At 75.1% G+C, this 25,490-nt stretch carries 24 protein-coding genes and 1 riboswitch; of the genes, 9 read left to right on the plus strand and 15 right to left on the minus strand.

The genetic code is table 11. From position 1 onward, the window contains the following. Positions 1-40: 40 nt before the first annotated feature. From PH190_RS30790 to PH190_RS13610, 4 genes are all read left to right on the plus strand, one after another. Positions 41-151 carry a putative leader peptide gene (locus PH190_RS30790; RefSeq protein ID WP_420791647.1) on the plus strand — a complete coding sequence of 37 codons (111 nt, stop codon included), beginning with the start codon at positions 41-43 and terminating at the stop codon, positions 149-151. A gap of 95 nt (positions 152-246) precedes the next feature. Further along, the gene (locus PH190_RS13600; protein ID WP_274232052.1) at positions 247-1,155 is read left to right on the plus strand and encodes a TauD/TfdA dioxygenase family protein; all 909 of its coding nucleotides are present in this window, start codon (positions 247-249) and stop codon (positions 1,153-1,155) included. Positions 1,156-1,221: 66 nt separating this feature from the next. Beyond that, the gene (locus PH190_RS13605; protein ID WP_274232053.1) at positions 1,222-1,968 is read left to right on the plus strand and encodes a dienelactone hydrolase family protein; all 747 of its coding nucleotides are present in this window, start codon (positions 1,222-1,224) and stop codon (positions 1,966-1,968) included. Between the two features lie 51 nt (positions 1,969-2,019). Further along, entirely contained in the window at positions 2,020-3,024 is a 1,005-nt protein-coding gene (locus tag PH190_RS13610) for a zinc-binding alcohol dehydrogenase family protein (protein ID WP_274232102.1), read from the plus strand. A gap of 109 nt (positions 3,025-3,133) precedes the next feature. Here the strand turns inward: PH190_RS13610 and PH190_RS13615 are convergent, their stop codons facing one another. Both PH190_RS13615 and PH190_RS13620 read right to left on the minus strand, forming a co-directional pair. Next, on the minus strand, positions 3,134-4,348 hold the full coding sequence (locus tag PH190_RS13615; RefSeq protein ID WP_274232103.1) for an acyl-CoA dehydrogenase family protein: 1,215 nt from the start codon (positions 4,346-4,348) through the stop codon (positions 3,134-3,136). A 131-nt stretch (positions 4,349-4,479) separates the two neighbouring features. Next, a complete protein-coding gene (locus PH190_RS13620) occupies positions 4,480-4,701 on the minus strand; it encodes a hypothetical protein (RefSeq protein ID WP_274232054.1) in 222 nt (73 codons plus the stop codon). 356 nt (positions 4,702-5,057) lie between these two features. Here PH190_RS13620 and PH190_RS13625 point away from each other — a divergent pair, with 356 nt between their 5' ends. Continuing rightward, on the plus strand, positions 5,058-5,840 hold the full coding sequence (locus PH190_RS13625; protein ID WP_274232055.1) for an enoyl-CoA hydratase-related protein: 783 nt from the start codon (positions 5,058-5,060) through the stop codon (positions 5,838-5,840). A 95-nt stretch (positions 5,841-5,935) separates the two neighbouring features. Here PH190_RS13625 and PH190_RS13630 read toward each other — a convergent pair whose 3' ends face one another. Beyond that, positions 5,936-6,166 carry a hypothetical protein gene (locus PH190_RS13630; RefSeq protein WP_274232056.1) on the minus strand — a complete coding sequence of 77 codons (231 nt, stop codon included), beginning with the start codon at positions 6,164-6,166 and terminating at the stop codon, positions 5,936-5,938. Between the two features lie 34 nt (positions 6,167-6,200). Then, positions 6,201-6,968, minus strand: coding sequence for an alpha/beta fold hydrolase (locus PH190_RS13635; RefSeq protein ID WP_274232057.1), 768 nt, complete (start codon positions 6,966-6,968; stop codon positions 6,201-6,203). A gap of 100 nt (positions 6,969-7,068) precedes the next feature. Here PH190_RS13635 and PH190_RS13640 point away from each other — a divergent pair, with 100 nt between their 5' ends. Beyond that, a complete protein-coding gene (locus PH190_RS13640; protein ID WP_274232058.1) occupies positions 7,069-8,034 on the plus strand; it encodes a quinone oxidoreductase family protein in 966 nt (321 codons plus the stop codon). A 51-nt stretch (positions 8,035-8,085) separates the two neighbouring features. Here PH190_RS13640 and PH190_RS13645 read toward each other — a convergent pair whose 3' ends face one another. The 4 genes from PH190_RS13645 to lepA form a co-directional block, all read right to left on the minus strand. Continuing rightward, positions 8,086-8,928, minus strand: coding sequence for an alpha/beta fold hydrolase (locus tag PH190_RS13645; protein WP_274232059.1), 843 nt, complete (start codon positions 8,926-8,928; stop codon positions 8,086-8,088). Positions 8,929-8,941: 13 nt separating this feature from the next. Beyond that, the gene (locus PH190_RS13650; protein ID WP_274232060.1) at positions 8,942-10,924 is read right to left on the minus strand and encodes an FAD/NAD(P)-binding protein; all 1,983 of its coding nucleotides are present in this window, start codon (positions 10,922-10,924) and stop codon (positions 8,942-8,944) included. Between the two features lie 95 nt (positions 10,925-11,019). After that, on the minus strand, positions 11,020-12,873 hold the full coding sequence (locus tag PH190_RS13655; protein ID WP_274232061.1) for a DEAD/DEAH box helicase: 1,854 nt from the start codon (positions 12,871-12,873) through the stop codon (positions 11,020-11,022). A gap of 153 nt (positions 12,874-13,026) precedes the next feature. Next, on the minus strand, positions 13,027-14,940 hold the full coding sequence (lepA, locus tag PH190_RS13660; RefSeq protein ID WP_274232062.1) for a translation elongation factor 4: 1,914 nt from the start codon (positions 14,938-14,940) through the stop codon (positions 13,027-13,029). 170 nt (positions 14,941-15,110) lie between these two features. On the opposite strand from lepA, the gene rpsT reads away from it, so the two are divergent. Beyond that, positions 15,111-15,404, plus strand: a complete 294-nt coding sequence (gene rpsT, locus PH190_RS13665; protein WP_274232063.1) for a 30S ribosomal protein S20 — start codon at positions 15,111-15,113, stop codon at positions 15,402-15,404. Between the two features lie 144 nt (positions 15,405-15,548). On the opposite strand, the gene holA is transcribed toward rpsT, so the two are convergent. Then, positions 15,549-16,598, minus strand: coding sequence for a DNA polymerase III subunit delta (holA, locus tag PH190_RS13670; protein WP_274232064.1), 1,050 nt, complete (start codon positions 16,596-16,598; stop codon positions 15,549-15,551). A gap of 173 nt (positions 16,599-16,771) precedes the next feature. Next, positions 16,772-16,883, plus strand: a riboswitch (SAM riboswitch). Positions 16,884-16,895: 12 nt separating this feature from the next. Between holA and thrC the strand changes: the two genes are divergently transcribed. Then, the gene (thrC, locus tag PH190_RS13675) at positions 16,896-18,158 is read left to right on the plus strand and encodes a threonine synthase (protein WP_274232065.1); all 1,263 of its coding nucleotides are present in this window, start codon (positions 16,896-16,898) and stop codon (positions 18,156-18,158) included. Positions 18,159-18,195: 37 nt separating this feature from the next. On the opposite strand, the gene PH190_RS13680 is transcribed toward thrC, so the two are convergent. The 6 genes from PH190_RS13680 to rsfS all read right to left on the minus strand — a co-directional run bounded on the left by PH190_RS13680 (position 18,196) and on the right by rsfS (position 24,176). Further along, on the minus strand, positions 18,196-20,643 hold the full coding sequence (locus tag PH190_RS13680) for a ComEC/Rec2 family competence protein (protein ID WP_274232066.1): 2,448 nt from the start codon (positions 20,641-20,643) through the stop codon (positions 18,196-18,198). Then, positions 20,640-21,824: a helix-hairpin-helix domain-containing protein gene (locus tag PH190_RS13685; RefSeq protein WP_274232067.1), complete on the minus strand. Its 1,185-nt coding sequence runs from the start codon at positions 21,822-21,824 to the stop codon at positions 20,640-20,642. Before PH190_RS13685 ends, PH190_RS13680 begins: the two co-directional genes overlap by 4 nt. 136 nt (positions 21,825-21,960) lie before the next feature. Then, entirely contained in the window at positions 21,961-22,392 is a 432-nt protein-coding gene (locus PH190_RS13690) for an SRPBCC family protein (RefSeq protein ID WP_274232068.1), read from the minus strand. 55 nt (positions 22,393-22,447) lie between these two features. Beyond that, on the minus strand, positions 22,448-23,170 hold the full coding sequence (octT, locus tag PH190_RS13695; protein ID WP_274232069.1) for a diglucosylglycerate octanoyltransferase: 723 nt from the start codon (positions 23,168-23,170) through the stop codon (positions 22,448-22,450). Beyond that, the gene (locus tag PH190_RS13700) at positions 23,167-23,781 is read right to left on the minus strand and encodes a histidine phosphatase family protein (protein ID WP_274232070.1); all 615 of its coding nucleotides are present in this window, start codon (positions 23,779-23,781) and stop codon (positions 23,167-23,169) included. The genes octT and PH190_RS13700 overlap by 4 nt, the downstream gene beginning before the upstream one ends. Continuing rightward, positions 23,778-24,176 carry a ribosome silencing factor gene (rsfS, locus tag PH190_RS13705; RefSeq protein ID WP_274232071.1) on the minus strand — a complete coding sequence of 133 codons (399 nt, stop codon included), beginning with the start codon at positions 24,174-24,176 and terminating at the stop codon, positions 23,778-23,780. The genes PH190_RS13700 and rsfS overlap by 4 nt, the downstream gene beginning before the upstream one ends. 110 nt (positions 24,177-24,286) lie before the next feature. On the opposite strand from rsfS, the gene PH190_RS13710 reads away from it, so the two are divergent. Then, positions 24,287-25,444: an FIST signal transduction protein gene (locus PH190_RS13710; protein WP_274232072.1), complete on the plus strand. Its 1,158-nt coding sequence runs from the start codon at positions 24,287-24,289 to the stop codon at positions 25,442-25,444. The last annotated feature ends 46 nt before the right edge of the window (positions 25,445-25,490 follow it).

Below are 25,490 nucleotides of genomic sequence, written 5' to 3' on the forward strand. Positions count from 1 at the left end.
TTGGTGGGCGACGGCGCGAGCGAGAAGAGGTGAGCGGTCCGTGCATCGGTCCCTGCTCCCCCACGGCGCCCGGTCGCTCACGCCGGTCCGGCTCACGGTCCGGCGCCACGTGGATCTCGTGCGCCTCGCCAGCGCGCTGTGTCGACGCTGACGCTCCATCCGCGTCGATCGATCCCCCTCCGCCCCGGAGCGCGATGCCGCGCGCTCGCGCCGGGAGCGGCACCCCCTGCTGTGCGAGGAGCACCCGTGTCCGTCACCACCTCCACCGACATCCGGCGCGTCGCCGGCTCCCTCGGCGCCGAGATCACCGGCATCCGGCTCGGGCCGGACCTGCCCGACGCCGACGTCGCCGACATCCGCGCCGCGATCCTCGAGCACAAGCTCGTGGTCTTCCGCGGCCAGGACCACCTCGACGACCGCGCGCACGCCGGGTTCGTCCGCCGGCTCGGCCCGTTGACCACCGCGCACCCGACGATCACCGGTGGCCAGGAGGAGGCGGCGATCCTGCCCGTCGACTCCGAGCACGGCAACAAGGCCAACAGCTGGCACACCGACGTCACGTTCGTCGACCGCCCGCCGGCCTTCACGACCCTGCGCGCGGTGGTCCTCCCGCCCTTCGGCGGGGACACCCTCTTCGCCGACACGGCCCGGGCCTACGCGAAGCTGCCCGCGGGACTGCGCTCGCTGGCCGACGGGCTGTGGGCCGAGCACTCGAACGACTACGACTACGCGACCACCCACGCCACCGAGGGCCCGACGGGCGCCACCGCGGCCTACCACCAGGAGTTCACCGCGACCGTCTACCGCACCCACCACCCGGTCGTGCGCGTGCACCCCGAGACCGGCGAGCGGGTCCTGCAGCTCGGGCAGTTCGTGTCGCGCATCCTCGGTGTCAACGGCCAGGACAGCCGCGACCTGCTCGCGCTCTACCAGCGGCACATCACCCGGCAGGAGAACATCGTGCGCTGGCGCTGGTCACCCGGCGACTTCGCCGTGTGGGACAACCGCGCCACCCAGCACTACGCCGTCGACGACTACGACGACCTGCCCCGCAAGATGCACCGCGTGACGGTGGCGGGCGACGTCCCGGTGTCGGTCGACGGGCGGCGCAGCATCGCGGTCGAGGGCGACGCGGGCGCCTACGCCGGCGCGTGAGCGGCCGCCGTCCGCCGGTCGCGAACACGGCCCCGGACGGGGCCTCCGGTCCCTAGCGTCCGGGCCATGACGGTGACGACGCGCTCGGTCTCCCACCCGGCCGACGGGCTGGAGATGGTCTCCCACCTCGCGCTGCCGGCAGGCGACGGCCGGCGTCCCGCGGTGCTGATCGGGCCCGAGGGGCCGGGGCTCAACGCGTTCCAGCGGCGCCGGGCCGACGCGCTCGCCGAGCACGGGTACGTCGCGCTGGCGTTCGACATCCACGGCGGACGCTGGTTCGACGACCCCCAGGAGATGCTGGCGCGGGTGATGCCGCTGCTCGGCGACCCCGAGCGGCTGCGCGACATCGGGCGGTCGGCGCTCGACGTGCTGCTCGCCGAGCCCCGGACCGACCCCGACCGCGTCGCCGCGATCGGCTACGGCACCGGGGGCGCGATCGGGCTGGAGCTCGGGCGCGCCGGCGTCCCGCTGCGCGCCATCGCGACGGTCAACGGGCTCATCACGGGCCGTCCCGGGGAGGCGGCGAACATCCGCTGCCCGGTGTGGGCCGGCGTCGGGTCGGAGGACCCCATCCAGGCGCCGGCGCAGCGCGAGGCCTTCACCACCGAGATGCAGGAGGCGGGCGTCGACTGGCGCCTCGTGGTCTACGGCGGCGCCCAGCACGCGTTCCACCACCCGCCGACGAACCCGGACGGCTCGATCGCCGCCGACGGGTCGTACGGCCAGACGGTGCTGCCCGGCGTCGGCCACCACGCGCGGCACGCGCAGCGGGCGTGGGACGACGTCGTGCGCCTGCTCGCCGAGTGCGTCTGAGTCGCTTCCCGCGATCCGCGCCCGGCGGCAGGATCAGCTCCCGTGGCGAGGATGCGCGCGGTGGTGCTCAGCGGGCCGGGCGACCTGACCGCCCTGCAGATCAAGGACCTGATCGTCCCGGAGCCCGAGCCCGGCCAGGTGCTCATCGCGGTCAAGGCGTTCGGCATCAACCGCTCCGAGCTGCACACCCGCCTCGGGCTCGCGGAGGGCGTGACGTTCCCGCGCGTGCCCGGCATCGAGGCGGCGGGCGTGGTGGCGGTGTGCCCGGGCGGGGAGTTCGTGCCCGGGCAGCAGGTCGTCACGATGATGGGCGGGATGGGCCGCACGTTCGACGGCGGCTACGCCGAGTACACCTGCGTGCCCGCGTCGCAGGTCATCGCGTTCTACAGCGACCTGCCCTGGCCCACCATCGGCGCGGTGCCCGAGATGCTGCAGACCGCCCACGGCGCGCTGACCGACGGGCTCGACGTCCGGCCCGGGCAGTCGCTGCTGGTCCGGGGCGGGACGTCGTCGGTGGGGATGGCGGCGGCCGTGCTCGCCAAGGCCCGGGGCCTGACCGTCCTCGCGACGACCCGCTCCGCGGCCAAGGCGGAGCGGCTGCGCGCGCTCGGCGTCGACCACGTGCTCGTCGACGACGGGGAGGTCGCCGCGCAGGTCCACGCCGTGCTCGGCGACGGCGTCGACACCGCGCTCGAGCTCGTCGGCACCCCGACGCTGCCCGACACCCTGCGCGCGACCCGCCGCCACGGTGTCGTCTGCTTCGCCGGCATGCTGTCGAACGAGTGGACGGTGCCGGATTTCTACCCCATCGACTACCTGCCGCGCGGGGTCCGGCTCACCGCCTACGGTGGCGAGGCCACCGACCTCCCCGCGTCCGTGCTGCAGGGCTTCCTCGACGACGTCGCCGCGGGCCGCGCGACCGTCCCGCTCGGGCAGGTCTTCCCGATCGAGCGGATCCGCGACGCCCACTCGATCATGGAGGGCGACCGGGCGACGGGGAAGATCGTCGTGCTCCCCCGGCCCCTGCGGTGGCGGCCGGTGGGGCCCGGGCGGTGATGCGGGCGGTGCCACGGACGCAGCGAACGCGGACAAGCACGCAGCGAACGCGCTGTTCGCTGCTTCTAGCGCAACGAACAGCGCGTTCGCTCACGTCAGGCGCGCCCGCTCAGCTGTACCAGGTCGGCGTCGGGAGCTCGTCGATCAGCACGAACCGGCCGACCTCGCGGCGCTTGTAGGCCACGGGGTCGTGCAGGGTGTGGGTCCGCACGTTGCGCCAGAAGCGATCGAACGCGAGCGACGACGTGGTGGCCCGGGCCCCGAGCACCTCGAACACCCGGCTCGTCACCTCGAGCACGATGTCCGTGGCGCGCGCCTTGACCGCCGCGACGCGGACCTCGTGCTCCCCCCGGGCCCGCTCGGTGAGCGCGTCGGGGTCGCGGTGGATCGGCAGTGCCTCCGCCGCGACCGCGTCGGCGAGGGCCTCGGCGGCCCAGAGCTTGGCGGTCAGGTCGCCGTAGGTGTCGATCACGTACGGCTCGTCGACGGCGTGGGACCGGCCGCTGTGGAGCCACGCCCGCGTGGTCGTGCGCGTGTAGCCGGCCGCCTCCTCGAGCGCCCCGCGGGCGATGCCGAGGTAGAAGCTGACGAACACGAGCTGGATCGTCGGGACGTTCATCGTGTTGTAGGTGCGCGGCGTGAAGACCTTGTCGCGGAAGCCGGCGGCGTCGCTCCACGGCACCCGCACGCCGTCGAGCGTGACGCTGCCCGACTCGGTGAGGCGCTGGCCGATGTTGTCCCAGTCGTCGTGGAACGTGATCGCCGGCTGGTCCGACGGCACGATCGCGAACACGTGGGTGTCGGTGTCCTCGAGGACGCCCTCGAGCACCGTCACGTCGGAGACCGTGCTGCCGGTCGAGAACGACTTGCGGCCGGTGAAGACGATCTCGTCGCCCTCGTCGCGGATGACGACGTCGGCGTCGCGGGGGTTGACGGCGCCGCCGAAGAACCAGCGCTGCCGGGTCGCCTCGGCCTCGACGTGCGCGATCTGCTCGGGCGTGCCCACCAGGCGGGCCGCCCAGAACCACAGCAGGTGGTAGCCGAGCAGCTGGCCGATCGAGCCGTCGCCGGCGGCCACCTCCCGGATCACGCGGTAGGCGGTCGGCCACTCCTGGCCTCCGCCTCCGTGCTCGGTCGGCCCGAGCAGGGTGACGAGGCCGGCGTCCTTGAGCAGCGCGACCTCGGCGAACGGGGTCGCGCCGGCCGCGTCACGGGCGGCGGCGTCGGTCGCGAGCACGTCGCGCACGAGGCGGGCGCGCTCGAGCCAGTCCTGCTCGGTGGTCGGGGTGGGGAGGGCGCTGAAGTCGGTGGTCGGGCGGTACAGGGTCGTTGTCACAGGAGGTCTCCTCGGTGGGTGCGATCGGGTCGGCGAGGAGGACCGACAGCCCTGGGCGTGCACGCGCCCGTGATCGATGTGCCGGCGTCGTGTGAACGGCACCGGCGGGACCGCGCGCATCAGCCCGCGGCGGGCAGGGGGTGGCGGCGCAGGTCGTCGCGCAGCCGCGCGAGCGCCGTGGCGACCTCGGCGGCGATGCGCTCGGCGTCACGCTCCCAATGGTCGGTGCCGGCGCCGTCGCGGCTCACCTCGCGGCGGACGAGGGCGTCGAGGTCGGTGAGGAGCTCGGCGACGGCGGCGCCGCGGGGGCTGAAACGGGGACCGGGTCGAGTGGTGGCCATGCGGGATACCTCCGGGACACCTCGCCGGGGACGACGCCCGCGATCGGCGAGGAGAAGTGGACGAGGGCGAGCAGCGGCGCGCGGCGACGGACGTCGTCGAGCAGGCGCGCCACGCGGCACGCGACGGACATGTCGGGCTCCTGACGAGCGTGAAGATCGCCCGGGCCAGCGGGCCCGGGCGCGTCAGCAGGTCAGGGACGACAGATCGCGGCGGAGGTCCGGCAGAGGTCGACGTGACGGCGCCACGCGTGCCACACGGTGGAGGGCGCCTCGATCACGATCGCCGACCGTACGCACCGGGCGTGCTCGCGCGCCACCACCGGGCGGGCGATCCCGCCCGTGTCACAGTGACCGCCATGGCTGACGAGCACGACGAACTGGTGCACCTCGACGTCGCGGGCGGCACGGCGACGATCACCCTCGACTCGCCGCGCAACCGCAACGCCCTGTCCGCGCAGCTGCGCCGCGAGCTCACCGCGCACCTCGACACGGCCATCGACGACGAGGCCGTGCGCGTCATCGTCCTCACCCACACCGGGTCGGTGTTCTGCTCGGGCATGGACCTGCGCGAGTCCCGCGGCGCCGGCTCGTCCGACCAGGGGGTCAACGAGTTCCCCGCGATCCTCACCGCGCTCTGGTACTCCGACACCCCCGTCGTCGCCCGGCTCGCCGGCCCGGCACGTGCCGGTGGCGTCGGCCTGGTGTCCGCGTGCGACATCGCCGTAGCCGCGCGCGAGGCCACGTTCGCGTTCAGCGAGGTGCGCATCGGCGTCGTCCCCGCCGTCATCTCGGCGACCGTGCTCCCCCGCCTGCTCCCCCGCGCCGCCCACGAGCTGATGCTCACCGGCGAGACCTTCGACGCCGACCGCGCCGCCGCCGTCGGACTGATCAACAGTGCGGTGGACGCCGACGGCCTCGACGCCGAGGTCGCCCGCTACACCGACATGCTGGTCCGCGGCGGCCCGCGCGCCCTCGCGGCGACCAAGGCGATGCTGCGCCGCGACCGCAGCGAGCAGCTCCCCCAGGACCTCGAGGCGATGCTCGCGCTGTCCTCGGAGTTCTTCGCCTCCGAGGAGGGGCAGGAGGGCATGGCCGCGTTCGCCGAGAAGCGCACGCCGTCGTGGGTCCCGCTGGAGTAGCGACCGTCAGACGAGGTTGACGACGATCACCAGCACGAGCAGGGCGATCAACGTCAGCGAGACCCAGATCCGAGCGGTGCGCCGGTCCACGGGACTCAGGGCTCCGAGGTCGTCGGCGCGGCGGCGTCCGCGCGTCGCTGCGCGCGACGCTCGGCGGCCTCGAGGCGCGCCGCGACCGAGCGTTCGACGACGGTGTCGATGACCGCGGCCGCGCCCCAGCACACCGGCCCGACCACGGCCACGACGAGGACGACCTGGACGGCGAAGTCGAGCTGGGTCAGCCACAGCTCGACGCCGTCCCACCAGGTCGCGACGGCTCGCAGCACGCCGTCGACGGTACGCGGGCGCCTCCGGCGCCGGTCAGCGGGCCAGGAAGTCCTCGAGGATCGGCGCGACGATCCCGACCCGGCCCACCACCTCGCTGTGCTTCGTGCGCGGCAGCACCGCCAGCGCCGCGTCCGGGATCGCCTCCTGCACGGCCACGGCGTGCTCGACGCGCACGAAGTCGTGGTCGCCGATCATCACCAGCGTCGGGGCGGCGACGCCGCCGAGCTGCGCGGGCGTCCAGTTCTGCTCGGCGGTGACGATCGGGTCGAGCTTCGTCACCACCTGCTCGAAGGTGGACAGCCCGTACCGCTCGTACTCCGCGACCATGGCGCCGAACTCGGCCTCGGTCGGCATGCGCGTGGACGTCGCGTAGGTCGACGGGTCGTGGATCTCGGGGTGGTAGCCGTCGCGGCGGGTGTGCACGGCGGCGAGCACCAGCCGGTCGACGCGGTCGGGGTGGCGCACGGCGGTCTCCAGCGCCACGAGCCCGCCCCAGCTGAAGCCGAGCACGTCGGCGCGCGCGAGCCCGAGGTGGTCGAGGACCCCCGCGACGTCGTCGGCCATCCGCGCGAGCGTGATCTCGCGGTCCGCGGGGTCGGGCGTGCGCCCGTGGCCCTGCAGCTCCACCGGGATCACCCGGCGGTGCGGCGTGAGCGCCGGGAGGAGGGCGCCGAAGCTGAGGTCGAGGGTCTGCGCCCCGCCGTGGAGCAGCACGAGCGGGTCGCCGGTGCCGTGGTCCTCGTAGTAGACGTCGAGGCCGGGCAGGGGGGCGCGGGCGCCGGTGGCGGTGGGGCTGGTCACGGTCGTCTCCTCGGTGCGGGGTGTCGTCACCGGTGTCAACTCCGCGCGGCGCGCGAACTCATCGGGCGTGCCGCGAGCCGTCCCGGATAGGTTGCGGGACATGTTCGCGGTCTACGCCTCCGAGCCCAACGCCGACGACCCGATCGCCTCCCTCGTGGTGGGCGAGCGGCCCGACCCCGAGGTCCCGGACGGCTGGGTCCGGGTGAAGGTCGAGGCGGCGAGCCTCAACATGCACGACCTGTGGACGCTGCGCGGCGTGGGTCTCAAGGAGGACCAGTTCCCCATGATCCTCGGCTGCGACGGCGCCGGGACGCTCGACGACGGCACGCCGGTGGTCCTGCACTCGCTCATGGGCGACCCGGACTGGAAGGACGACGAGACCCTCGATCCCCAGCGCAAGATGCTCACCGAGTGGGCGCAGGGCAGCTTCGCCGACTACGTCGTGGTCCCCAAGCGCAACGCGCTGCCCCGCCCGGAGGGCATGACGGCCACGGCCGGCGCGGTCATGGGGACGGCGTGGCTCACCGCCTACCGGATGCTGTTCACGAAGTCGGGCCTGCGCGGCGGGCAGACGATGCTGGTGCAGGGCGCGTCGGGCGGGGTGTCGACGGCGCTGATCCAGCTCGGGCGCGCGGCCGGCATGCAGGTGTGGGTGACCGGGCGCACCGACGAGAAGCGCGAGCTGGCCCTGCGGCTGGGCGCGCACCAGGTGTTCGAGTCGAACGGGAAGCTGCCCGGCAAGGTGCAGGCGGTGTTCGAGACCGTCGGCGAGGCGACGTGGAAGCACTCGGTCCGCGCGCTCGTGCCCGGCGGCACGATCGTCTGCTCGGGCGCGACGTCGGGCAACCAGCCGCCCGCCGAGCTCGCGCAGATGTTCTTCCTGCAGAAGAACCTGGTCGGCTCGACGATGGGCACGCTCGCCGAGCTGCGCGACCTGCTGGACTTCGTCGCCGCCACGGGCATCGCCCCGGAGATCGGCCAGGAGCTGCCGATGACCGAGGCCGAGGACGGCTTCCAGTCGATGCTCGACGGGGTCACGGCCGGCAAGATCGTCTTCACCCGGTAGGTGCCCTTCGGGCTCGTGAGCAGAAAGAAGTGCTCCCGCACTTCTTTCTGCTCACCTGCCGAAGGCACCCAGCAGGGCGTCGGTGACCGCGTCGGGGTGGCGGGCGGGGAGCCAGTGGTCGCCGCCGGGGACGGGGACGTAGGTGAACGGGCCGTCGAGGTACCGCGCCGACCCGGTCATCTGCGCCTCGCCCAGCGCGGGGTCCGCCTCGCCGTACATGCCCAGCACCGGGATCGTCAGTCGCGGCAGCCCGAGCGGGGTCTCGTCGACGAAGGTGCGCGGGTCGATGTTCGCGCGGTACCAGTTCAGGCCCGCCACCAGCGCGCCCGGCCGCGCGAGGTCGGCGATCTGGGTGCGCGTGAGCTCGTCGTCGACGCCGCGGTGCAGCCAGCGACGGAACAGCGCCCAGTCGTCGGCGGGCAGGACCTCCTCGGCCACGCCCGGGAACCGGAACCACAGCATGTACCAGGACAGGGCGCGCTGCTCGAGGCCCGCGGCCCGGAACGCCTCGGGGTGCCCGACGGCCAGGGCCGCGTAGCGCGTGACGCGGTCGCTGCGCAGGGCGAGCGCCCAGCCGACGACCGAGCCGAAGTCGTGCCCGGCGACCGCGGCGCGCTCGACGCCGCGGTCGTCGAGCAGCGCGAGCACGTCGGCCACCGAGCGGTGGAGGCGGTAGGCCTCGACGTCGTCGGGACGGTCGCTGTCGCCGAAGCCGCGCAGGTCCGGCGCGATGACCCGGTACCCGGCGGCGACGAGCGCCTCGGCCTGCGCGCGCCACAGCGAGGCGCGGTCGGGGAAGCCGTGCAGGAGCAGGACCGCCGGGCCGTCCCCGGCGTCGAGCACCGAGAGCGTGATGTCGGGCAGCGTGACGCGGACGGGCGCGGGGAGCTCCACGCGCCCCATCACATCAGGCCGAGCGGCGGCGGGTGAGCCCGGCGGCGAGGACGTCGAGCGCCGCACGGGCGAGGGCGTCGTTGGCGCGGAAGCTCAGCGCGTTGGTGTTCGGGCGCGTGAACGCCCCGGGCAGGCGCACGTTGGTGTGCGGTCCGATCGCGAACCGGCACGGGTCCGGCCGGCCCTGCGCGTCGACGAGGCGGAAGTCCGACGTGCGCACCCGCACCAGGCCCGTGTTGTGCAGGGTCACCGATGCGCCGGAGTGCGCGACCGCGGCGTCGGCGGCGTGCACGGCCTGTCCCCCGTCGTCGGTGTGCTCCTCGCGCAGGGTCTCCTCGTCGAGCAGGCCCTCGGCGTGCAGGCCGGCGAGCATCGGGTCGTCGCTGCGGCTCACGCTCGGCGAGGACAGGCGCGCCTCGACGAACGTCGGGGCGGTGACCGCGATGCCGTCGAGCGAGGCGCTGGTGGCCCGGAAGCCGTCGTCGACGGGCTCCACGCGCAGGCCCGCCCCGAGGAAGACGACGTAGCCGGCGCGGGAGAGCGCGAGCAGCTGGCGCAGGCGCGGTCCGGGCGGCCCGCTGGCGAGCGAGCTGAAGAAGTTCTGCCACCACGCGAGGTCCTGGGCGCGCGAGCGCGGCGTCAGCGCCGTCGTCCCCGCGAGCTCCGCGACCTGCGCGAACACGCTGAGCAGCCCGACGAACGCCCCGAGCTCGGCGGTGTAGCGGTCGTCGACGTGGCGCGCGAGGTCGTCGAGCACGTAGCCGCGCAGGCGCTCCTGGAGGCTCGCCAGGTCCGACTCGCAGACGTCGGCGAGCGGGCGGTCGATCCGCTCGAAGTCGAGCCGGTCGGTGGGGTCGGGGACGAACCCGGCGACGAGCTCCCACATCGCGGGCGTGTACCAGTCGAGCTCGGCGTAGCGCAGCGCGAAGTCGTCCCAGACGCCGCGGACGCGGTCGGGGTGACCGGCGAAGAGCTCGTGGTAGTACGCCCAGCCGACCTCCTTGGCCATGAGCGGCCACACGTCGCGGCGCAGGTCGACGTCGCCGCGCCGGACGAACGCGGCGATCTCGTCGGGGCCGAGGAAGCGCGGCAGCGGCGGCCGCGGTCCGCGCAGGGCGTACTCGGTCTTCGCGTGGTACGGCACGCCGCGGCCCGACCCGACGTGCACGACGGGCTCGCGGCCGGAGGGCTCGTAGTCCAGGGTGCCGTCGCCGCGGTCGCGGAACCGCCCGCCGCGGCCCTCGAACAGCAGCACCACGAGGTCGATGAACGCCAGGCCCATCCCGCGGGCGATGACGGTGTCGCCGGCGGGGATGCGGTCGAGGTCGGAGTCGGTGGTCTGCTCGGGCGGGTAGTAGCGCAGCCCGTGCGCGGCGGCGTGCGCGGCCAGCGCGGCCTCGTCCTCGGTGGGCGCGGCGTCGAGGTGGCCCGAGGCGAGGACGAGCACGTGGGCGGGCAGTTCCTCGGCGGCCTGGCCGGAGGCGCCCTCGAGGAGGACCGTGTCCGGGGCACCCCGGCGCAGCCCGACCGCGCGGGCGTCGTGCCGGTGCACGCGGACCTGCGGCGGCAGGGTCGCGAGGACGCGGCGCAGGACGAAGTCGAGGTAGTGGCTCTGCAGGCGCCGGGTGGCGAACGTCGCCGGCCCGAGGGCCCGCAGCTCGTCGCCGACGGGGCCGTCGGGGACCGTCTCGCCGTCCAGCTCGCCGTCGCGGACCGCCACGGCCCACTCGTAGAGCGACGGGCCGGGCACGATGGGGCCCTCGCAGCGCACGCTGTCGTCGGTGAACATCGTGACGTCGGCGGCCATGGAGTTCATCCACAGCAGCGCCGACTGGTCCTCGCGCCAGATGCGCCCCGCGCCCTGCGGGTAGGGGTCGACGAGGTGGACGTCGAGCACCTCACCCGGGGGCAGGAACTCGGGCGCGCTCGCCGCGAGGCGTTCGAGCACGCCGGTCCCGCGGGGTCCGCCCCCGACGATCACGACCGACCGTGGCACCAGCCTGCACCTCCGCCGCGTCCCCGGGTGAGTGCCCCTGCTCCAGCGGGGTCAACCACCCGGGTGCGCGAACGCTTCCCGCGACCTCGCCGGCGTCAGCGGCGCCTGGGACCGCGGGGTCCGCGCGAGGAGGCCGCCTCCTCGCCCGAGGCGCGGCGCAGGCCCATGGGGCGACCGGCCACGCGGGCGCGCTGCAGACGCTTGACCACCGGGACGGGCACGTCGGCGGGCAGCTCGACCAGCGTGTGGTCGGTGCGGATGTCGATGTGCCCGATGTGCGCCGAGTCGAGGCCGGCCTCGTTGGCGATGGCCCCGACGATGGCGCCCGGACGCACGCGCTGGTTGTGGCCGACGTCGATGCGGTAGGTGTCGGTGCCCGACCCGACCGACCACGACGGTTTGCCCCGGCCCTGGCCGCGCTCGGGCTTGGGGCCCTTGCGGTCGGGACGCTCGCCGCGCGGCGGCGGGGCGGGCAGGTCCTCGACCAGCAGCGGCTTGTCGCCCTGGACCATCTTGGCCAGCGACGCCGCCAGCTCCAGCGGGTCGACCCCGGTCTCGGCGACGTAGTCGCCGACGATGCCGCGGAAGACGTCCATCGGGTCGCCGCCGGCGACGGTGCCGTCGAGGGTGCCGGTGATGCGGTCGGCGAAGCGGCGCTTGCGCACGTCGTTGACCTCGTCGGTGCCCGGCACCGACATCTCCTCGGCCTTCTGCTTCGTGACGCCCTCGATCATCCGCATGGTGCGGATCTGGCCGCGGGTGACGAACGAGATGGCCTCGCCGCTGCGCCCGGCCCGCCCGGTGCGGCCGATGCGGTGCACGTAGGACTCGGGGTCGGTCGGCAGGTCGTGGTTGACGACGAGCGAGATGCGGTCGACGTCGAGGCCGCGGGCGGCGACGTCGGTGGCCACCAGCACGTCGATCTTGCCGGCGCGCAGGTCGCCGATCGTCTTCTCGCGCTGCGGCTGCGACAGGTCACCGGAGATCGCGACGGCCGCGAAGCCGCGGCGGTGCAGGGCCTCGGTGACGTCGGTGGTGTTCTGGCGCGTGCGCACGAACACCAGGCAGGCGTCGAAGTCCTCGACCTGCAGGATGCGCGACAGCGCGTCGGCCTTCTGCCGCTCGGGCAGCACGACGTAGCGCTGGCGGGTGTTGACCGCGGTCTGGGTCCTCGACTTGATCGAGACCTCGGCCGGGGCGTTGAGGTGCCGGCGCGAGACCTCGCGGATGGCACCGGGCATCGTCGCCGAGAAGAGCGCCACCTGCCGGTCGGCGGGCAGCAGGTCGAAGATGTGCTCGACCTCCTCGAGGAAGCCCATCTGCAGCATCTCGTCGGCCTCGTCGAGCACGAAGTGCGCGACGTCGGTGAGGTCGAGCGTGCCCTTCTCGAGGTGGTCGGAGATGCGGCCGGGGGTGCCGACGACGATCTGGCCGCCGCGGCGCAGCCCGTGCAACTGCGGGCCGTAGGGCGCGCCGCCGTAGAGCTGGACGACGTTCAGACCGGGGACGCCGGCGCCGAGGCGCTCGATCGCCTCGGCGACCTGGATCGCCAGCTCGCGGGTCGGGGTCAGGACGAGGGCCTGCACCGACCGCTGCGCCGGGTCGATCGCCGAGAGCATCGGCAGCGCGAACGCGGCGGTCTTGCCGGTGCCGGTCTGCGCGAGGCCCAGGACGTCGCGCCCCGACAGCAGCAGCGGGATCGTCTCGGCCTGGATCGGCGTCGGGGTGTCGAACCCGGACTCGACCAGGGTCGGCAGCAGACGCTCGGCGACGCCGAGCGCGGCGAAGCCCGAGGCCGGCGTCGCGCCGGTCTCGTCGGTGCTCTCGACGTCCTCGCCGGTCGGCTGGTCGTCGGTGGCCTCGGCGTCGTCGGACGCCTCGGGGGTCGAGGGAGAGATCACGTCGACGAGCTCGACGTCGGTCTCGGACAGGACAGCAGCGTTGGTCACGTAGATCTTTCAGGAGAGGGAGCTCGGACAACGAGAGCTGTCCGCGGACCGGTCGCAGAAGAGGTCCCACCCAGGCCGACAGCTCGGCGTTGACAACCAGTCTACGCGAGTGGACATTCCCGGCCGGTCACCGCGGGTCCGCCCAGACCCGGACTACTTCTTGGACTTCGCCTTGTCCACCGCGTTCTGGTCGGTCGAGAGCGCCGCGACGAAGGCCTCCTGCGGGACGTCGACCCGCCCGATGGTCTTCATCCGCTTCTTGCCCTCCTTCTGCTTCTCGAGCAGCTTGCGCTTGCGGGTGATGTCCCCGCCGTAGCACTTGGAGAGCACGTCCTTGCGGATCGCGCGGATGGTCTCGCGGGCGATGATGCGCGAGCCGATCGCGGCCTGGATCGGCACCTCGAACTGCTGGCGCGGGATGAGCTCGCGCAGCTTGCCGGCCATGTCGTTGCCGTAGGCGTAGGCCGCGTCCTTGTGCACGATCGCCGAGAAGGCGTCGACGGGCTCGCCCTGCAGCAGGATGTCGACCTTGACCAGGTCGGCGGCCTGCTCGCCGGCGGGCTCGTAGTTCAGCGATGCGTAGCCGCGGGTGCGCGACTTCAGGACGTCGAAGAAGTCGAAGATGATCTCGGCGAGCGGCATCGTGTAGCGCAGCTCGACGCGGCTGTCGGACAGGTAGTCCATGCCCTCGAGCGACCCGCGCCGCGACTGGCACAGCTCCATGATCGGCCCGACGAAGTCGGACGGGGCCAGCACCGAGACCTTGGTGATCGGCTCGTAGATCGTCGAGACCTTGCCCTCGGGCCACTCGGCGGGGTTGGTGACCTCCACCTCGCCGCCGTCGTCGAGCTCGACGCGGTAGACGGTGTTGGGCGCGGTGGAGATGAGGTCGAGCCCGTACTCGCGCTCGAGGCGGTCGCGGGTGATCTCGAGGTGGAGCAGGCCGAGGAAGCCGCAGCGGAACCCGAAGCCCAGCGCCGCCGACGTCTCCGGCTCGTAGGACAGGGCCGCGTCGTTGAGCCGCAGGCGGTCCAGCGCGTCGCGCAGGATCGGGTAGTCCGACCCGTCGATGGGGTAGAGCCCGGAGTAGACCATCGGCTGCGGGTCGCGGTACCCGCCGAGCGGCTCCGTGGCGCCCTTGCGCTCCCAGGTGACGGTGTCGCCGACGCGGGACTGGCGGACGTCCTTCACGCCGGTCATGAGGTAGCCCACCTCGCCGACGCCCAGGCCCTGGCAGGGCTTCTGGTCCGGCGAGATGATCCCGACCTCGAGCAGCTCGTGCACCGCGTTCGTCGACATCATGCGGATGCGCTCGCGCGGGGTGATCCGGCCGTCGACCACGCGGATGTAGGTGACGACGCCGCGGTAGGTGTCGTAGACCGAGTCGAAGATCATCGCGCGGGCCGGGGCGTCGGCGTCGCCGACCGGGGCGGGGACGCGGCGCACGACCTCGTCGAGCACGGCCTCGACGCCGTCGCCGGTCTTGGCGCTGATGCGCAGGACCTCGTCGGGCTCGCAGCCGATGAGGTGGGCGATCTCCTCGGCGTACCGCTCGGGCTCGGCGGCCGGCAGGTCGATCTTGTTGAGCACCGGGATGATCTCGAGGTCGTGCTCCATGGCCAGGTAGAGGTTGGCCAGGGTCTGCGCCTCGATGCCCTGCGCGGCGTCGACCAGCAGGATCGCGCCCTCGCACGCGGCCAGCGAGCGGCTGACCTCGTAGGTGAAGTCGACGTGGCCCGGGGTGTCGATGAGGTGCAGCACGTGGTCGCGCATCTCGCCGTCGGGGCCCGCGGCGTACCAGGGCAGGCGCACGTTCTGCGCCTTGATCGTGATGCCGCGCTCGCGCTCGATGTCCATGCGGTCGAGGTACTGCGCGCGGTAGGCGCGGTCGCCCAGCACGCCCGTCATCTGCAGCATCCGGTCGGCCAGCGTCGACTTGCCGTGGTCGATGTGGGCGATGATGCAGAAGTTGCGGATCTGTGCGGGCGGCGTGAACGTCTCGTCCGCGAAGCCCTTCGTGCCCGGCCGTCCAGGGTTGCTGGCGGACTGCTGGGTGGTCTGGCTCAACGGGATCCTCACGTTCTGGGTCGGCCGGCTCCTCTCCATCGTCCCACGAGGCCCGGTGACCTTCCGCGCTGTGCGGGGTTGGTAACCTCGACCTACTGCGTGAGGCGGTCGAGCGCCCCCGCGCGCTCCCGTGAGCCGTACAGCACCGACAGACGAGGTCCGAGAACTCCGTGGCGAACATCAAGCAGCAGGTCAAGCGCATCCGCAAGAGCGAGGAGGCGCGCCAGCGCAACAAGGCGGTCAAGTCGCGCATCAAGACCGCGATCCGCCGCTACCGCGAGGCCGTCCAGGCCGGTGACCAGGAGCTGGCCACCACGCGGCAGCGCGAGGCCGCCCGCCTGCTCGACAAGGCCGTCAGCAAGGGCGTCATCCACAAGAACCAGGCGGCGAACAAGAAGTCGCGCATGGCCCACCGCGCCGAGCGCTTCACGGTCGACGCCAAGGCGGGCAAGACCCCGGCCTGACCGGCCCCTCCGCTCGACACGGCCCGTCCCCGATGCTCCGGGGGCGGGCCTTGTCGCGTGTGCGGGGGGTTTGTCAGCGTGGCGTCCACGCTGCTGTCCAGCGGGAGGAAAGGCCCCACGATCACGGGTCGCTCGGGGCTCGACTCAGCGGCGAGCGGGTCCCCGGGCGCTCCCCTGCGCCGCGACGACGAGTTCGACCGCGTGCTCGAGCGCGTACGACGGGTCGGCCGCGGCGCCCTTGACGTCCGCGTTGAGGTCGGCGACGACGCCCATGGCCTGCGCGAGCCCCTCCGCCGACCACCCGCGCCCGTTCTGCTGACCCCGACGGACCTTCCACGGCGGCATCTTCAGCGACGACGCGAGGCTGTACGGGTCGCCGCGGCCGACGGCCCCGACCCGCGCGGCGGTGCGCACCCCGTCGGCCAGGGCGTCGGCGACGACGACGTGCGGGACGCCGGTGTCGAGCGCCCAGCGCAGGGCCTCCAGCGCGCCGGTGCGGTCGCCGGTCATCGCCCGGTCGGCCACCGCGAACCCGGTCACCTCGGCGCGGCCGCGGTGGAAGGCGCGCACCGCGTCGGCGTCGACGTGACCGCCCGAGTCGGACGCGAGCTGGGACGCGGCGGCCGCGAGCTCGCGCAGGTCCGAGCCGACGGCGTCCATGAGCAGGCCGAGCGCCTCGCCGGTGATCTTGCCGCCGGCCTGGCGGACCTCGGTGCGCACGAAGTCGGCGCGCTGGTCGTCGGACAGCGACGCCGCCGACGCTTCTGTCGCGCCGGCGCCGCGCAGGCCCTCGAGCAGCGCGTCGCCCTTCCCACCGCCCTTGCCGCCCTTCGCTGCTCCTCTGGCGGGGCGGCGCCCGGCGCTCTTCGGCGGGCCGCGGTGGACGACGACGAGCGTGACGCCGTCGCTGGGCGCCTTCGCGTAGTCGAGCAGCAGCGTCGTCACCTCGGCGCCCGCGTCGTGGCCGTTCTCCACCACGACGACCCGCGACTCGGCGAACAGCGACGGGCTGACCAGCTCGCTCAGCCCGCCCGCCGTGAGCTCGCCGGCCGGGAGGCGGGTGACCTCCACGGCCGGGTCGGCGTCGCGCGCGGCGGCGATCGCCCGCGCCACCGCGCGCTCGACCAGCAGACCCTCGTCCCCGACCACCAGGTGCAGCGGCCCCGGGGCGTCGGAGGTGCTCGACGGGCTCACGCCCTCATCGTTCCACGGGCCCCCGACGGCCTCGCCGTGCGGCGACGGGCGGTCGTCGCGACGACGTGGTGGTGAGGAGCGTCTCGGCGCGGGTCGCGCGGTGGTCGGCCCGGTCGGCGTCCCGTAGTGTTCTCCGCCGGATGTCCCGGGTGGGACGCCGCACAACCGCATACGGCTCATCCAGAGGGGTAGAGGGACCGGCCCGACGACACCCCGGCAACCGGCGCCAGCGTTCTGCGGGCGATCACGGTGCCAATTCCGACCCGTCCGCGGGGAAGATGAGGAGGACTTCCTGCCATGACGCTGACTGCCCAGCCCACGACCAGTACGGGCTACGACCTGGGCCCCGCCGCCGCCCTCTCGTGCCGGGCCTGCGGCCACCGCATGGACCTGGCCGCCGAGTTCGCGTGTCCGCAGTGCTTCGGGCCCCTCGAGATCGCCTACGACTTCGGCCGCGTGACCCGCGAGGACATCGAGCGCGGCCCCCGCAGCATCTGGCGCTACAAGTCGCTGCTGCCGGTGCCGAGCACCGTCGAGACGATCCCGAACACCGACCCCGGCTACACCCGCCTGCTGAAGGCCGACCGCCTCGGCGCCGCGCTCGGGATCAGGAACCTGTGGGTCAAGGACGACACCGGCAACCCGACGCACTCCTTCAAGGACCGCGTGGTCGGCGTCGCCCTCGCCGCCGCCCGCGAGCTCGGCTTCACCACGCTCGCCTGCCCGTCGACGGGCAACCTCGCGAACGCCACCGCCGCCGCGGCCGCCCGTGCCGGCTGGGACTCGGTCGTGCTGATCCCCGCCTCCCTCGAGCGCGCGAAGATCCTCATGACCGCGGTGTACGACACCAACCTGCTGGCCTGCGAGGGCACCTATGACGACGTCAACCGCCTCGCCACCGAGCTCGCCTTCGAGCAGGAGGACTGGGCGTTCGTCAACGTCAACGTCCGGCCCTACTACGCCGAGGGCTCGAAGACCCTCGGGTACGAGGTCGCCGAGCAGCTCGGCTGGCGCGTGCCGGCCCAGACCGTCATCCCGATCGCGTCGGGCTCGCAGCTGACCAAGGTCGACAAGGCCTACGGCGAGCTGATCTCGCTCGGGCTGGTCGACGACGCCCCGTACAAGGTGTTCGGCGCCCAGGCCGCGGGGTGCTCGCCGGTCTCGACCGCCTTCCGCGAGGGCACCGACGTCGTCCGCCCGCAGAAGCCGGACACGATCGCCCGCTCGCTCGCGATCGGGAACCCCGCCGACGGGCCCTACGTCCTCGACGCCGTGCGCCGCTGCGGCGGCTCGATCACCGACGTCACCGACGAGGAGGTCCGCGACGGCATCCGGCTGCTCGCCCGCACCGAGGGCGTGTTCGCCGAGACCGCCGGTGGCGTCACGGTGGCCAACGCCAAGAAGATGGTGGAGTCGGGCGACCTCGACCCGGACGCCGACACCGTCCTGCTCATCACCGGCGACGGCCTGAAGACGCTCGACGCGATCGAGCACCAGGTCGGGCCCACGGCGACGATCCCGGCCACCTCGAAGGCCGTGCGCGAGGCGCTGGGGCTGTAGGTCGGTCGCGGACCACCGGCCCCACCCTCACACCGCCTCACCGCCGCTTCGGGTCGGGGCGCGGGTCGCCGCGGGCGACGACGGCGGGCGGTGCCCGGGGGCCGGGCATGCTCACGACGGCCAGGTCGCCCGACTCGTCGGTGCGCCGCACCAGCGCCCCGCTGCGGGCGAGCAGGCCCACGACGCCCGGGTTCGGGTGGCCGTAGGTGTTGCCGCGTCCGACGCTGACCAGCGCCAACGAGGCGCGCGGGGCGGTCAGGAAGGTCGGCAGCGAGGACCGCGAGCCGTGGTGGGGCACCTTGAGGATCTCGGCCTGCAGGTCCGACCCCGAGCCCAGCAGGGACGACTGGGACGACAGCTCGGCGTCGCCGGGCAGCAGCACCCGCCCGACCGGGGTGTGCGCGCGCAGCACCACCGAGGTGTCGTTGACCGCGGACCCGTCCTCGCCGTCGACGTAGGACGACGAGCTCATCGGGCCGAGCACCTCGAGCACCAGCCCCGGCCAGCGCATCACCGTGCCGCGCCCCACGCCGACCACCGGGGCACGCGCGACGCCGGCCCGGCGCACCACCTGCGCGAACGTGTCCGCGGGCGCGCGGGCCGGACCCAGGGCGATCCCGCCGACCGCCCGGCCCGCGAGGGCACCGGCGAGGCCGCCGACGTGGTCGGCGTGCAGGTGCGTGAGCACCACCAGCGCCAGCGAGCGCACGCCCAGCCGTGCCAGACACCCGTCGATCGCGCCGGCGTCCGGGCCCGCGTCGACGAGGACCGCCCGCCCCGGCTCGCCCGTCGCGAGCACCAGCGCGTCGCCCTGCCCGACGTCGCAGGCCACCAGCGACCACCGTGCCGGCGGCCAGCCCGGCGGCACGACGCGCGTCGGGACGAGGACCAGCAGCGCGCCCACCAGCACCGCGGCCACCACCGCGCGCAGGCGCCGCCACCGCAGCGCCGCGGCGACCAGGACGACGACCGCGGCGAGCGCCAGTCCCCCGGCCACCCCGCCCGGCCACGCGAGCGTCGCGCCGGGGACCGCCGCGCAACGCCGCGCGACCCACACCAGCCACGTCACCCCGGGCCCCGCGACCCAGACCAGGGCGTGCGCGCCCGCGGTCCACGCCGGGGCGAGCGCGGCGGCCGCCACCCCGAGGACGGTCACCGGCGCGACCACCGGCGCCGCGAACAGGTTCGCCGCGACCGCGACGAGGCTGACCTCGCCGGACAGTCCGGCGATCACCGGCGCGGTGACCACGTGCGCGGCCACGGGCACCGCGAGCGCCTCGGCCACCCCCGGCGGCACCCGGCGCGCCCGCATCCGCGCGACGAACCCGGGCGCGAGCAGGACGAGCGCCCCGGTGGCCAGCACCGACAGGGCGAATCCCGGGTCGGTGGCGAGCCCCGGGTCGACGAGGAGCAGCACCACGATCGCCGCGCACAGCGCCGGCACCACCGAGCGCCGCCGGCCCACCGCCAGCGCGAGCACCGTGATCCCGCCCATCACGGCCGCCCGCAGCACGCTCGGTGACGGCCGGGCGAGCACGACGAATCCGACCAGCGCCAGCCCCGCGAGCACGGCGGCCGTGCGCGGGCCGAGCCGACCGAGGCGGGCGAGCAGCATCACCGCGCCGCAGATGATCGCCACGTTCGTCCCGGAGACGGCCGTCAGGTGCGCGAGGCCGGCGGTGCGGAAGTCGGCGTCGAGGCCCGGCGAGACCCCGGAGGTGTCGCCGACGACGAGGCCGGGCAGCAGCCCCGCCGGGTCCTCGGCGAGCACCGCGCGGGCGGCGTCGCGCAGGCCGCCGCGGAGGTCGCCGGCCGCCCGCTGCAGCGCGGGCACGGGGCCGACGTCGCGCGGAGGCCCACGCACCTGCAGGACCGCGACCGTGAGGTCGGCGCGGTCGGGAGGTCCGAGGCGGCCCCGCGCGCTGACGAGCTGGCCGGGCAGCAGGCCGCCCCACTCGTCGGCGGGCGCGATCAGCACGACGCGGCCGCCGGCGCGCCACCCCGGCCCGGCGCCGACCTGGCCGCCGACCAGTTCCCCGCGCACCACGACCCGTCCGGGCCCGGGCACCGTCGAGCGGATCGGCCGCGGGTCGGTGGTGACGACGAGGTCGAGGCGCGCGGACACCCCGTTGCCCGTGGCCGGACGCAGCGGGTGGTCGGCGACCGCGAAGGCGCCGAGGCCCGCCACGAGCCCCACGGCCGCCGCGCACCCACCCGCGGCCACGACCACCGCACGCACCCCGCCCGCGGCGACCACCCCGGCACGCGGGCCGCCGACGTGCGGCCGGCGCGCGGCGATCACCACGGCCACCACGGCCAGCGCCACCAGCACCAGCGCGACGCCCCACCCAACGGTGAGCGCGGCGATCGCGACGCCCCACGACGCCAGCGCCGCCGGCACCAACCGCAGGTCGGGCGGCGCCGGGAGCTCCGGCGCCTCGACGGACCGCGCCGCGGACCGGTGGTCCGGGGGCTCGGCGGTCACACCGTGACCAGGTCGCGGAGGTTGGCGAAGCGGGCGTCGCCGATGCCGCTGACCTCCTGGAGCTGCTCGATCGCGCCGAACCGCCCGTTCTGGGTGCGCCACTCGAGGATCCGCTGGGCGGTGACCGGCCCGACGCCGGGGAGCTGGTCGAGCTGCTCGAGGGTGGCGGCGTTGAGGTCGAGGCGCCCGCCCGGGGCACCACCGGACGCACCCCCGGCCGGCGCGGCCGCGCTCCCGGCACCCCCGGCCCCGGCACCCGCACCCCCGGCTCCTGCCGGCGGCGTCACCGGGGTCGGCACGCCCACCACGACCTGCTCGCCGTCTCCGATCCGCGCCGCGAGGTTGAGCCCGGTCAGGTCTGCCTCGGGCGTCGCGCCGCCCGCCGCGTCGATGGCGTCGCCGACGCGGCTGCCCGGCGGGATCCGCACGAGCCCGGGCCGCTCCACCTTCCCCGACACCGACACCACGATCGGGCCCTCGGCCGGCAGCGGCGGGGCGCCCGACGCCGAGGGCAGGGACGGGGCGGGTGGCGCGCCGGCGACCACGGGCAGGGCGGGGACGGGCTCGGGCACCGGGCGGTCGGACCACACGCCCACCGCCGCCACCACGGCCGCGACGGCGGCGACGGTCGCGAGGGCCAGGGCGCCGGTGCGCCCCGGGTCCCACCGCGCGCCCACCCACGACCCGGGCAGCCACCGCTCCGCCCAGCGACGGACGCGCTCGCCCCGCGCCGGCGGGTCCCAGGCGCTGCCGCGGGACGCCGGCGGGTCGTCCTCGTCGTCGTCCCACCAGGGGTCCGGCGTCGAGGACCGGGCGTCGCCGCGCGGGAGGTCCGGCGCCGAGCACCGGGCGTCGCCGTCCGGGAGGTCCGGCTGCCCCCGCCACGCCCCGGGCCGCGCCGGACCAGCACGGTCACCCGCCGGACCCGGGTCCGCCTCCTCCCGCCACGCCCCTGCACGCGCCGACCGGGCGCCGGCTCCCGGCACCACCGCCACCCGCGGCAGCCGCAGCCGCGCGGCCGGCGTGCCCGGCGCCGCGCCCGGCCAGCCGACCCGCTCCGCCGGCCCGGCCGGCTCCCCCACCTCGACGTCCTCCCTCCCACCCCAGGCGTCCCCCCGGCCGCTGAGCGCCCGCAGGCGGGCGCGGGTGCCGTCGGCGTCGGGCGGGGCGGAGCGGGCCATGCGCGGGACGCTAGGAAGCCTCGGACCTCGAGGGACAGCGCCGCGCGCCGCCCTGGGGACAGCCGCCAGGGCTGGGGACGCGCGACCGCACCGGCCGGGACGAGGAGCCTCCGGAAGGCCCATGAGGAACGCCCGCTCAGACCCCCGGCATCGTCAGCAGCCGCTCGAGCCGTCGCATGTTCCCGCGGCCCGCCACGCGCAGCACGAGCGCCATCACCGGCAGCAGGGGCCGCAGCGGCGGCGACGCCGACAGGTCGATCGTCAGCGTCAGGCGGCAGGCGCGCCCATCGGGGACCACGTCACCGACAAGGTCCACCGCGAGGCCCCGGAACGCACACCGCGTGCGCCAGTGCCCCGGCCGCTCGAACGCGACCACCTCGGCGGTCCCGCGCCCGAGCCCCAGCCACGACCCCGCGTACCGCGACCCGACCCCGATCGGCTCCCGCGTGAGCAGGTCGATGCGCCGCGCGGCGGGGTTCCAGAGCGTCTCGGTGCGCAGGTCGGCGACCTCGTCGAACACCTTCTCCGCGTCGGCGTCGACGTCCACGCGGTGCACGACCGTCGTCATCGCGGACCTCCCCCCTGCTCGTCCCCCGCTACGGAGCCTGGTCCCCGGAGGGCGTTCAGGCCAGGGCCCGGCCCACCTCGGCCCCCACCGCCGCGCCGACGGCGGCGTGTGCGGACCAGCCCCAGTGGATGCCGTCGGGGTTGCCGTGGCCGCCGAGGACGTGGTCGGCGACCAGCGGCGCGGGGTCCACCAGCCGCACGCCGGTCGTGGACGCCCAGGCCCGCAGCGCCGCCACGTGCCGGTCCCGGCCGGCGTGCACCCCGCCGTAGAACGGCGACCGGTGCACCGCCGGCAGCATCCCGACCACCGGCAGGCCCGGGATCACCATCGTCACGGCCAGCCGCAGCCGCTCCAGGTGCCGCACCGTCTCCGCCGGCGCCAGGGCCACCGGGCCGGCGGCGCCCAGCACCCGCGCGGCCCGCGGCGTGATCCAGGCGTGGGCGTCGCGCACCACCCGGCGCACGCGCGGCGCGTGGATCGCCGGGATCAGCTCACGCAGGGCCGTCGGCACCGGCGAGGGCAGCGTGTCCATCCCCCCGACGCCGAGGACCACGGCGTCCGCGTGCCGCAGCGACGCCCACAGGCGCGGGTCCCCGACCATCGCCCGCCACGCGTGACGCGCGGTCCACCCCAGACCCGCGTGCAGCTCGGCCCGGCCGCCCAGCGACGCGGCGGCCACGTGCGGCCACAGGCGGGGCTCGTCGGCGGGCTCGGCGCGGTCCGGTCCGTGGAACGACAGCGAGTCGGCGATGACCACCAGGACCGGGCCGGAGCTCACGCCCCCAGGCCCCACGCCCGGAGGCGCCAGCGGTCGATGCGGTGCTCGAGAACCGCCCAGGCGCAGTTGTGCAGCGGCTGCAGGGAGTGCCAGGCGTCGAGCGGCCAGCCCAGGGTCGACGCGGTCAGCGCGCCGATCGTGCCGCCGTGGGCGACGACCATCGCCGTCTGGTGCTCGTCGGAGCCCGCGAGCTCGTCGGCCAGCTCGTCGAGCACGGGCACGGCGCGGCGGGCGACGTCGACGCGGGACTCGCCGCCGGGCGGCGCCCACGCCGGGTCGGTGCGCCACGCCTCGAGACCGCCCGGCCAGCCGGCCTCGACCTCCGGGCCGGTGAGGCCCTCCCACTCGCCGAGGGCCGTCTCGCGCAGCCGCGGCTCGGGGCGCGGCACCAGCTCGGCCTCCTTGGCGACGGCCTCGGCCGTGCGCCACGCGCGCACCTGGTCGGACGCGACGAGCAGCGTCGGCTCGTAGGTCGCGAGGACGGGCGCGGCGGCGAGGGCCTGGGCGCGTCCCAGGTCGTCGAGGTCCGGGTCGAGCCGGCCCTGCATGCGGCTCTCGGCGTTCCACGTCGTCCGCCCGTGCCGGGCGAGGACGATCCGGTGGAGGCTCACTCGCCGGCGGTCGACCGGTCGGCGGGCGGCCCGTGGACCTCGGCGGGCAGCGGCACGGCGGGGCAGTCCTTCCACAACCGCTCGAGGCCGTAGAACTCCCGCTCCTCGCTGTGCAGCACGTGGACGACGATGTCGGCGAAGTCCAGGAGCACCCAGCGGGCCTCCTGGGTGCCCTCGCGACGCACCGGCTTGGCGTCGAGGTCGCGCAGCTTCTCCTCGACGCTGTCGACGATCGCCTGCACCTGGCGCTCGTTGGGGGCCGACGCGATGACGAAGGCGTCGGTGAGCGGGAGGCGCTCGGACACGTCGATGGCGACGACGTCCTGGGCCAGCTTGTCGGCGGCGGCGAGCGCGGCGGTCTCGGCCAGACGGCGCGCGCGGTCGGTGACGGCCACGAAACCCTTCGGGGACGGCGGAACGGGCGATCCGATCGTACTCGACGCGCCGGACCGGTCGCCCCGTCACGCGGGCGCGCCGCACCCGTGCCACGTCGCATACTGGTCCGATGGCGGACTTCGGGGACGGACTGGCCCAGGGCGCCGATCTCGTGGCGGCTGCCGAGAACGCGGTCGCGCAGGCCACGGCGCCGCTCGGCGGGCGGCGCCCCGACCTGCTCGCGGTCTTCGTCTGCCACCCCGACCCCGACGAGGTCGGCCGGGCCGGCGAGCGGGCGATGCAGGTCGCGGGCGCGCGGGTGGCCATCGGCTGCAGCGCCGGCGGCGTCATCGGCGACGGCCGCGGGGTGGAGGCGCGCCCGGCGGTCGCGGTGTGGGCGGCCGCGCTGCCCGACGCGTCGCTGACCCCGTTCCGCCTGCACGCCACCCGCACCGAGACCGGCATCACCGTCGGCGGGATGCCCGTACGCACCGACGCCGACGAGGTCGCGATCCTGCTCGCCGACCCGTACACCTTCCCGATCCAGGGCTTCGTCGAGCAGTCCGGCCAGGCGCTGCGCGGGCTGCCGCTGGTCGGCGGGCTCGCCTCCGGTCCCGGCGGCGCGGGCGCGACGCGCCTCTTCCTCGACGGGGCCGTGCACGAGCGCGGCGTGGTCGGCGTGACGATCGGCGGCGACGTCCGGGTCCGCACGCTGGTCAGCCAGGGGTGCCGGCCGGTGGGGCCGACGATGACGGTGACGGCGGCCGAGGGCCCGCACCTGCAGGGCCTCGCGGGCCAGCCCGCCTACCGCAAGCTCGAGCAGATCGTCCGCGAGCTCGACGAGCACGAGCAGCAGATGGTGGCGCAGGGCCTGCACCTCGGCGTGGCGATGGACGAGTACGCCGACGACCACCGCCAGGGTGACTTCCTCATCCGCGGCGTCGTCGGCGCCGACCCGGAGCAGGGCACGGTGACCATCGGCGACGTCGTCGAGGTGGGCCGCACGGTGCGGTTCCAGGTCCGCGACGCCGCGAGCGCCGACGCCGACCTCGACTGGCTCATGACCCGCTTCCGCGGCGAGGGCGGCACGGCCGGTGCGCTGCTGTTCTCGTGCAACGGGCGCGGTCGGGCCATGTTCCCCGACGCCGACCACGACGTCGCCGCCGTCCGGCGGGGCCTGGCCCCCGAGGGCGTCGCCGGGTTCTTCGCCGCCGGCGAGATCGGGCCCGTCGCGGCGCGCAACCACCTGCACGCGTTCACCGCGTCGGTGCTCGCGTTCGGCGGCTGACGAACCCCCGCGCACGACCGGGTGCCGCCGGTCCCTACCGTGGTCG

This window comes from Actinomycetospora straminea (assembly GCF_028737255.1).
GTDB lineage: Bacteria > Actinomycetota > Actinomycetes > Mycobacteriales > Pseudonocardiaceae > Actinomycetospora > Actinomycetospora straminea.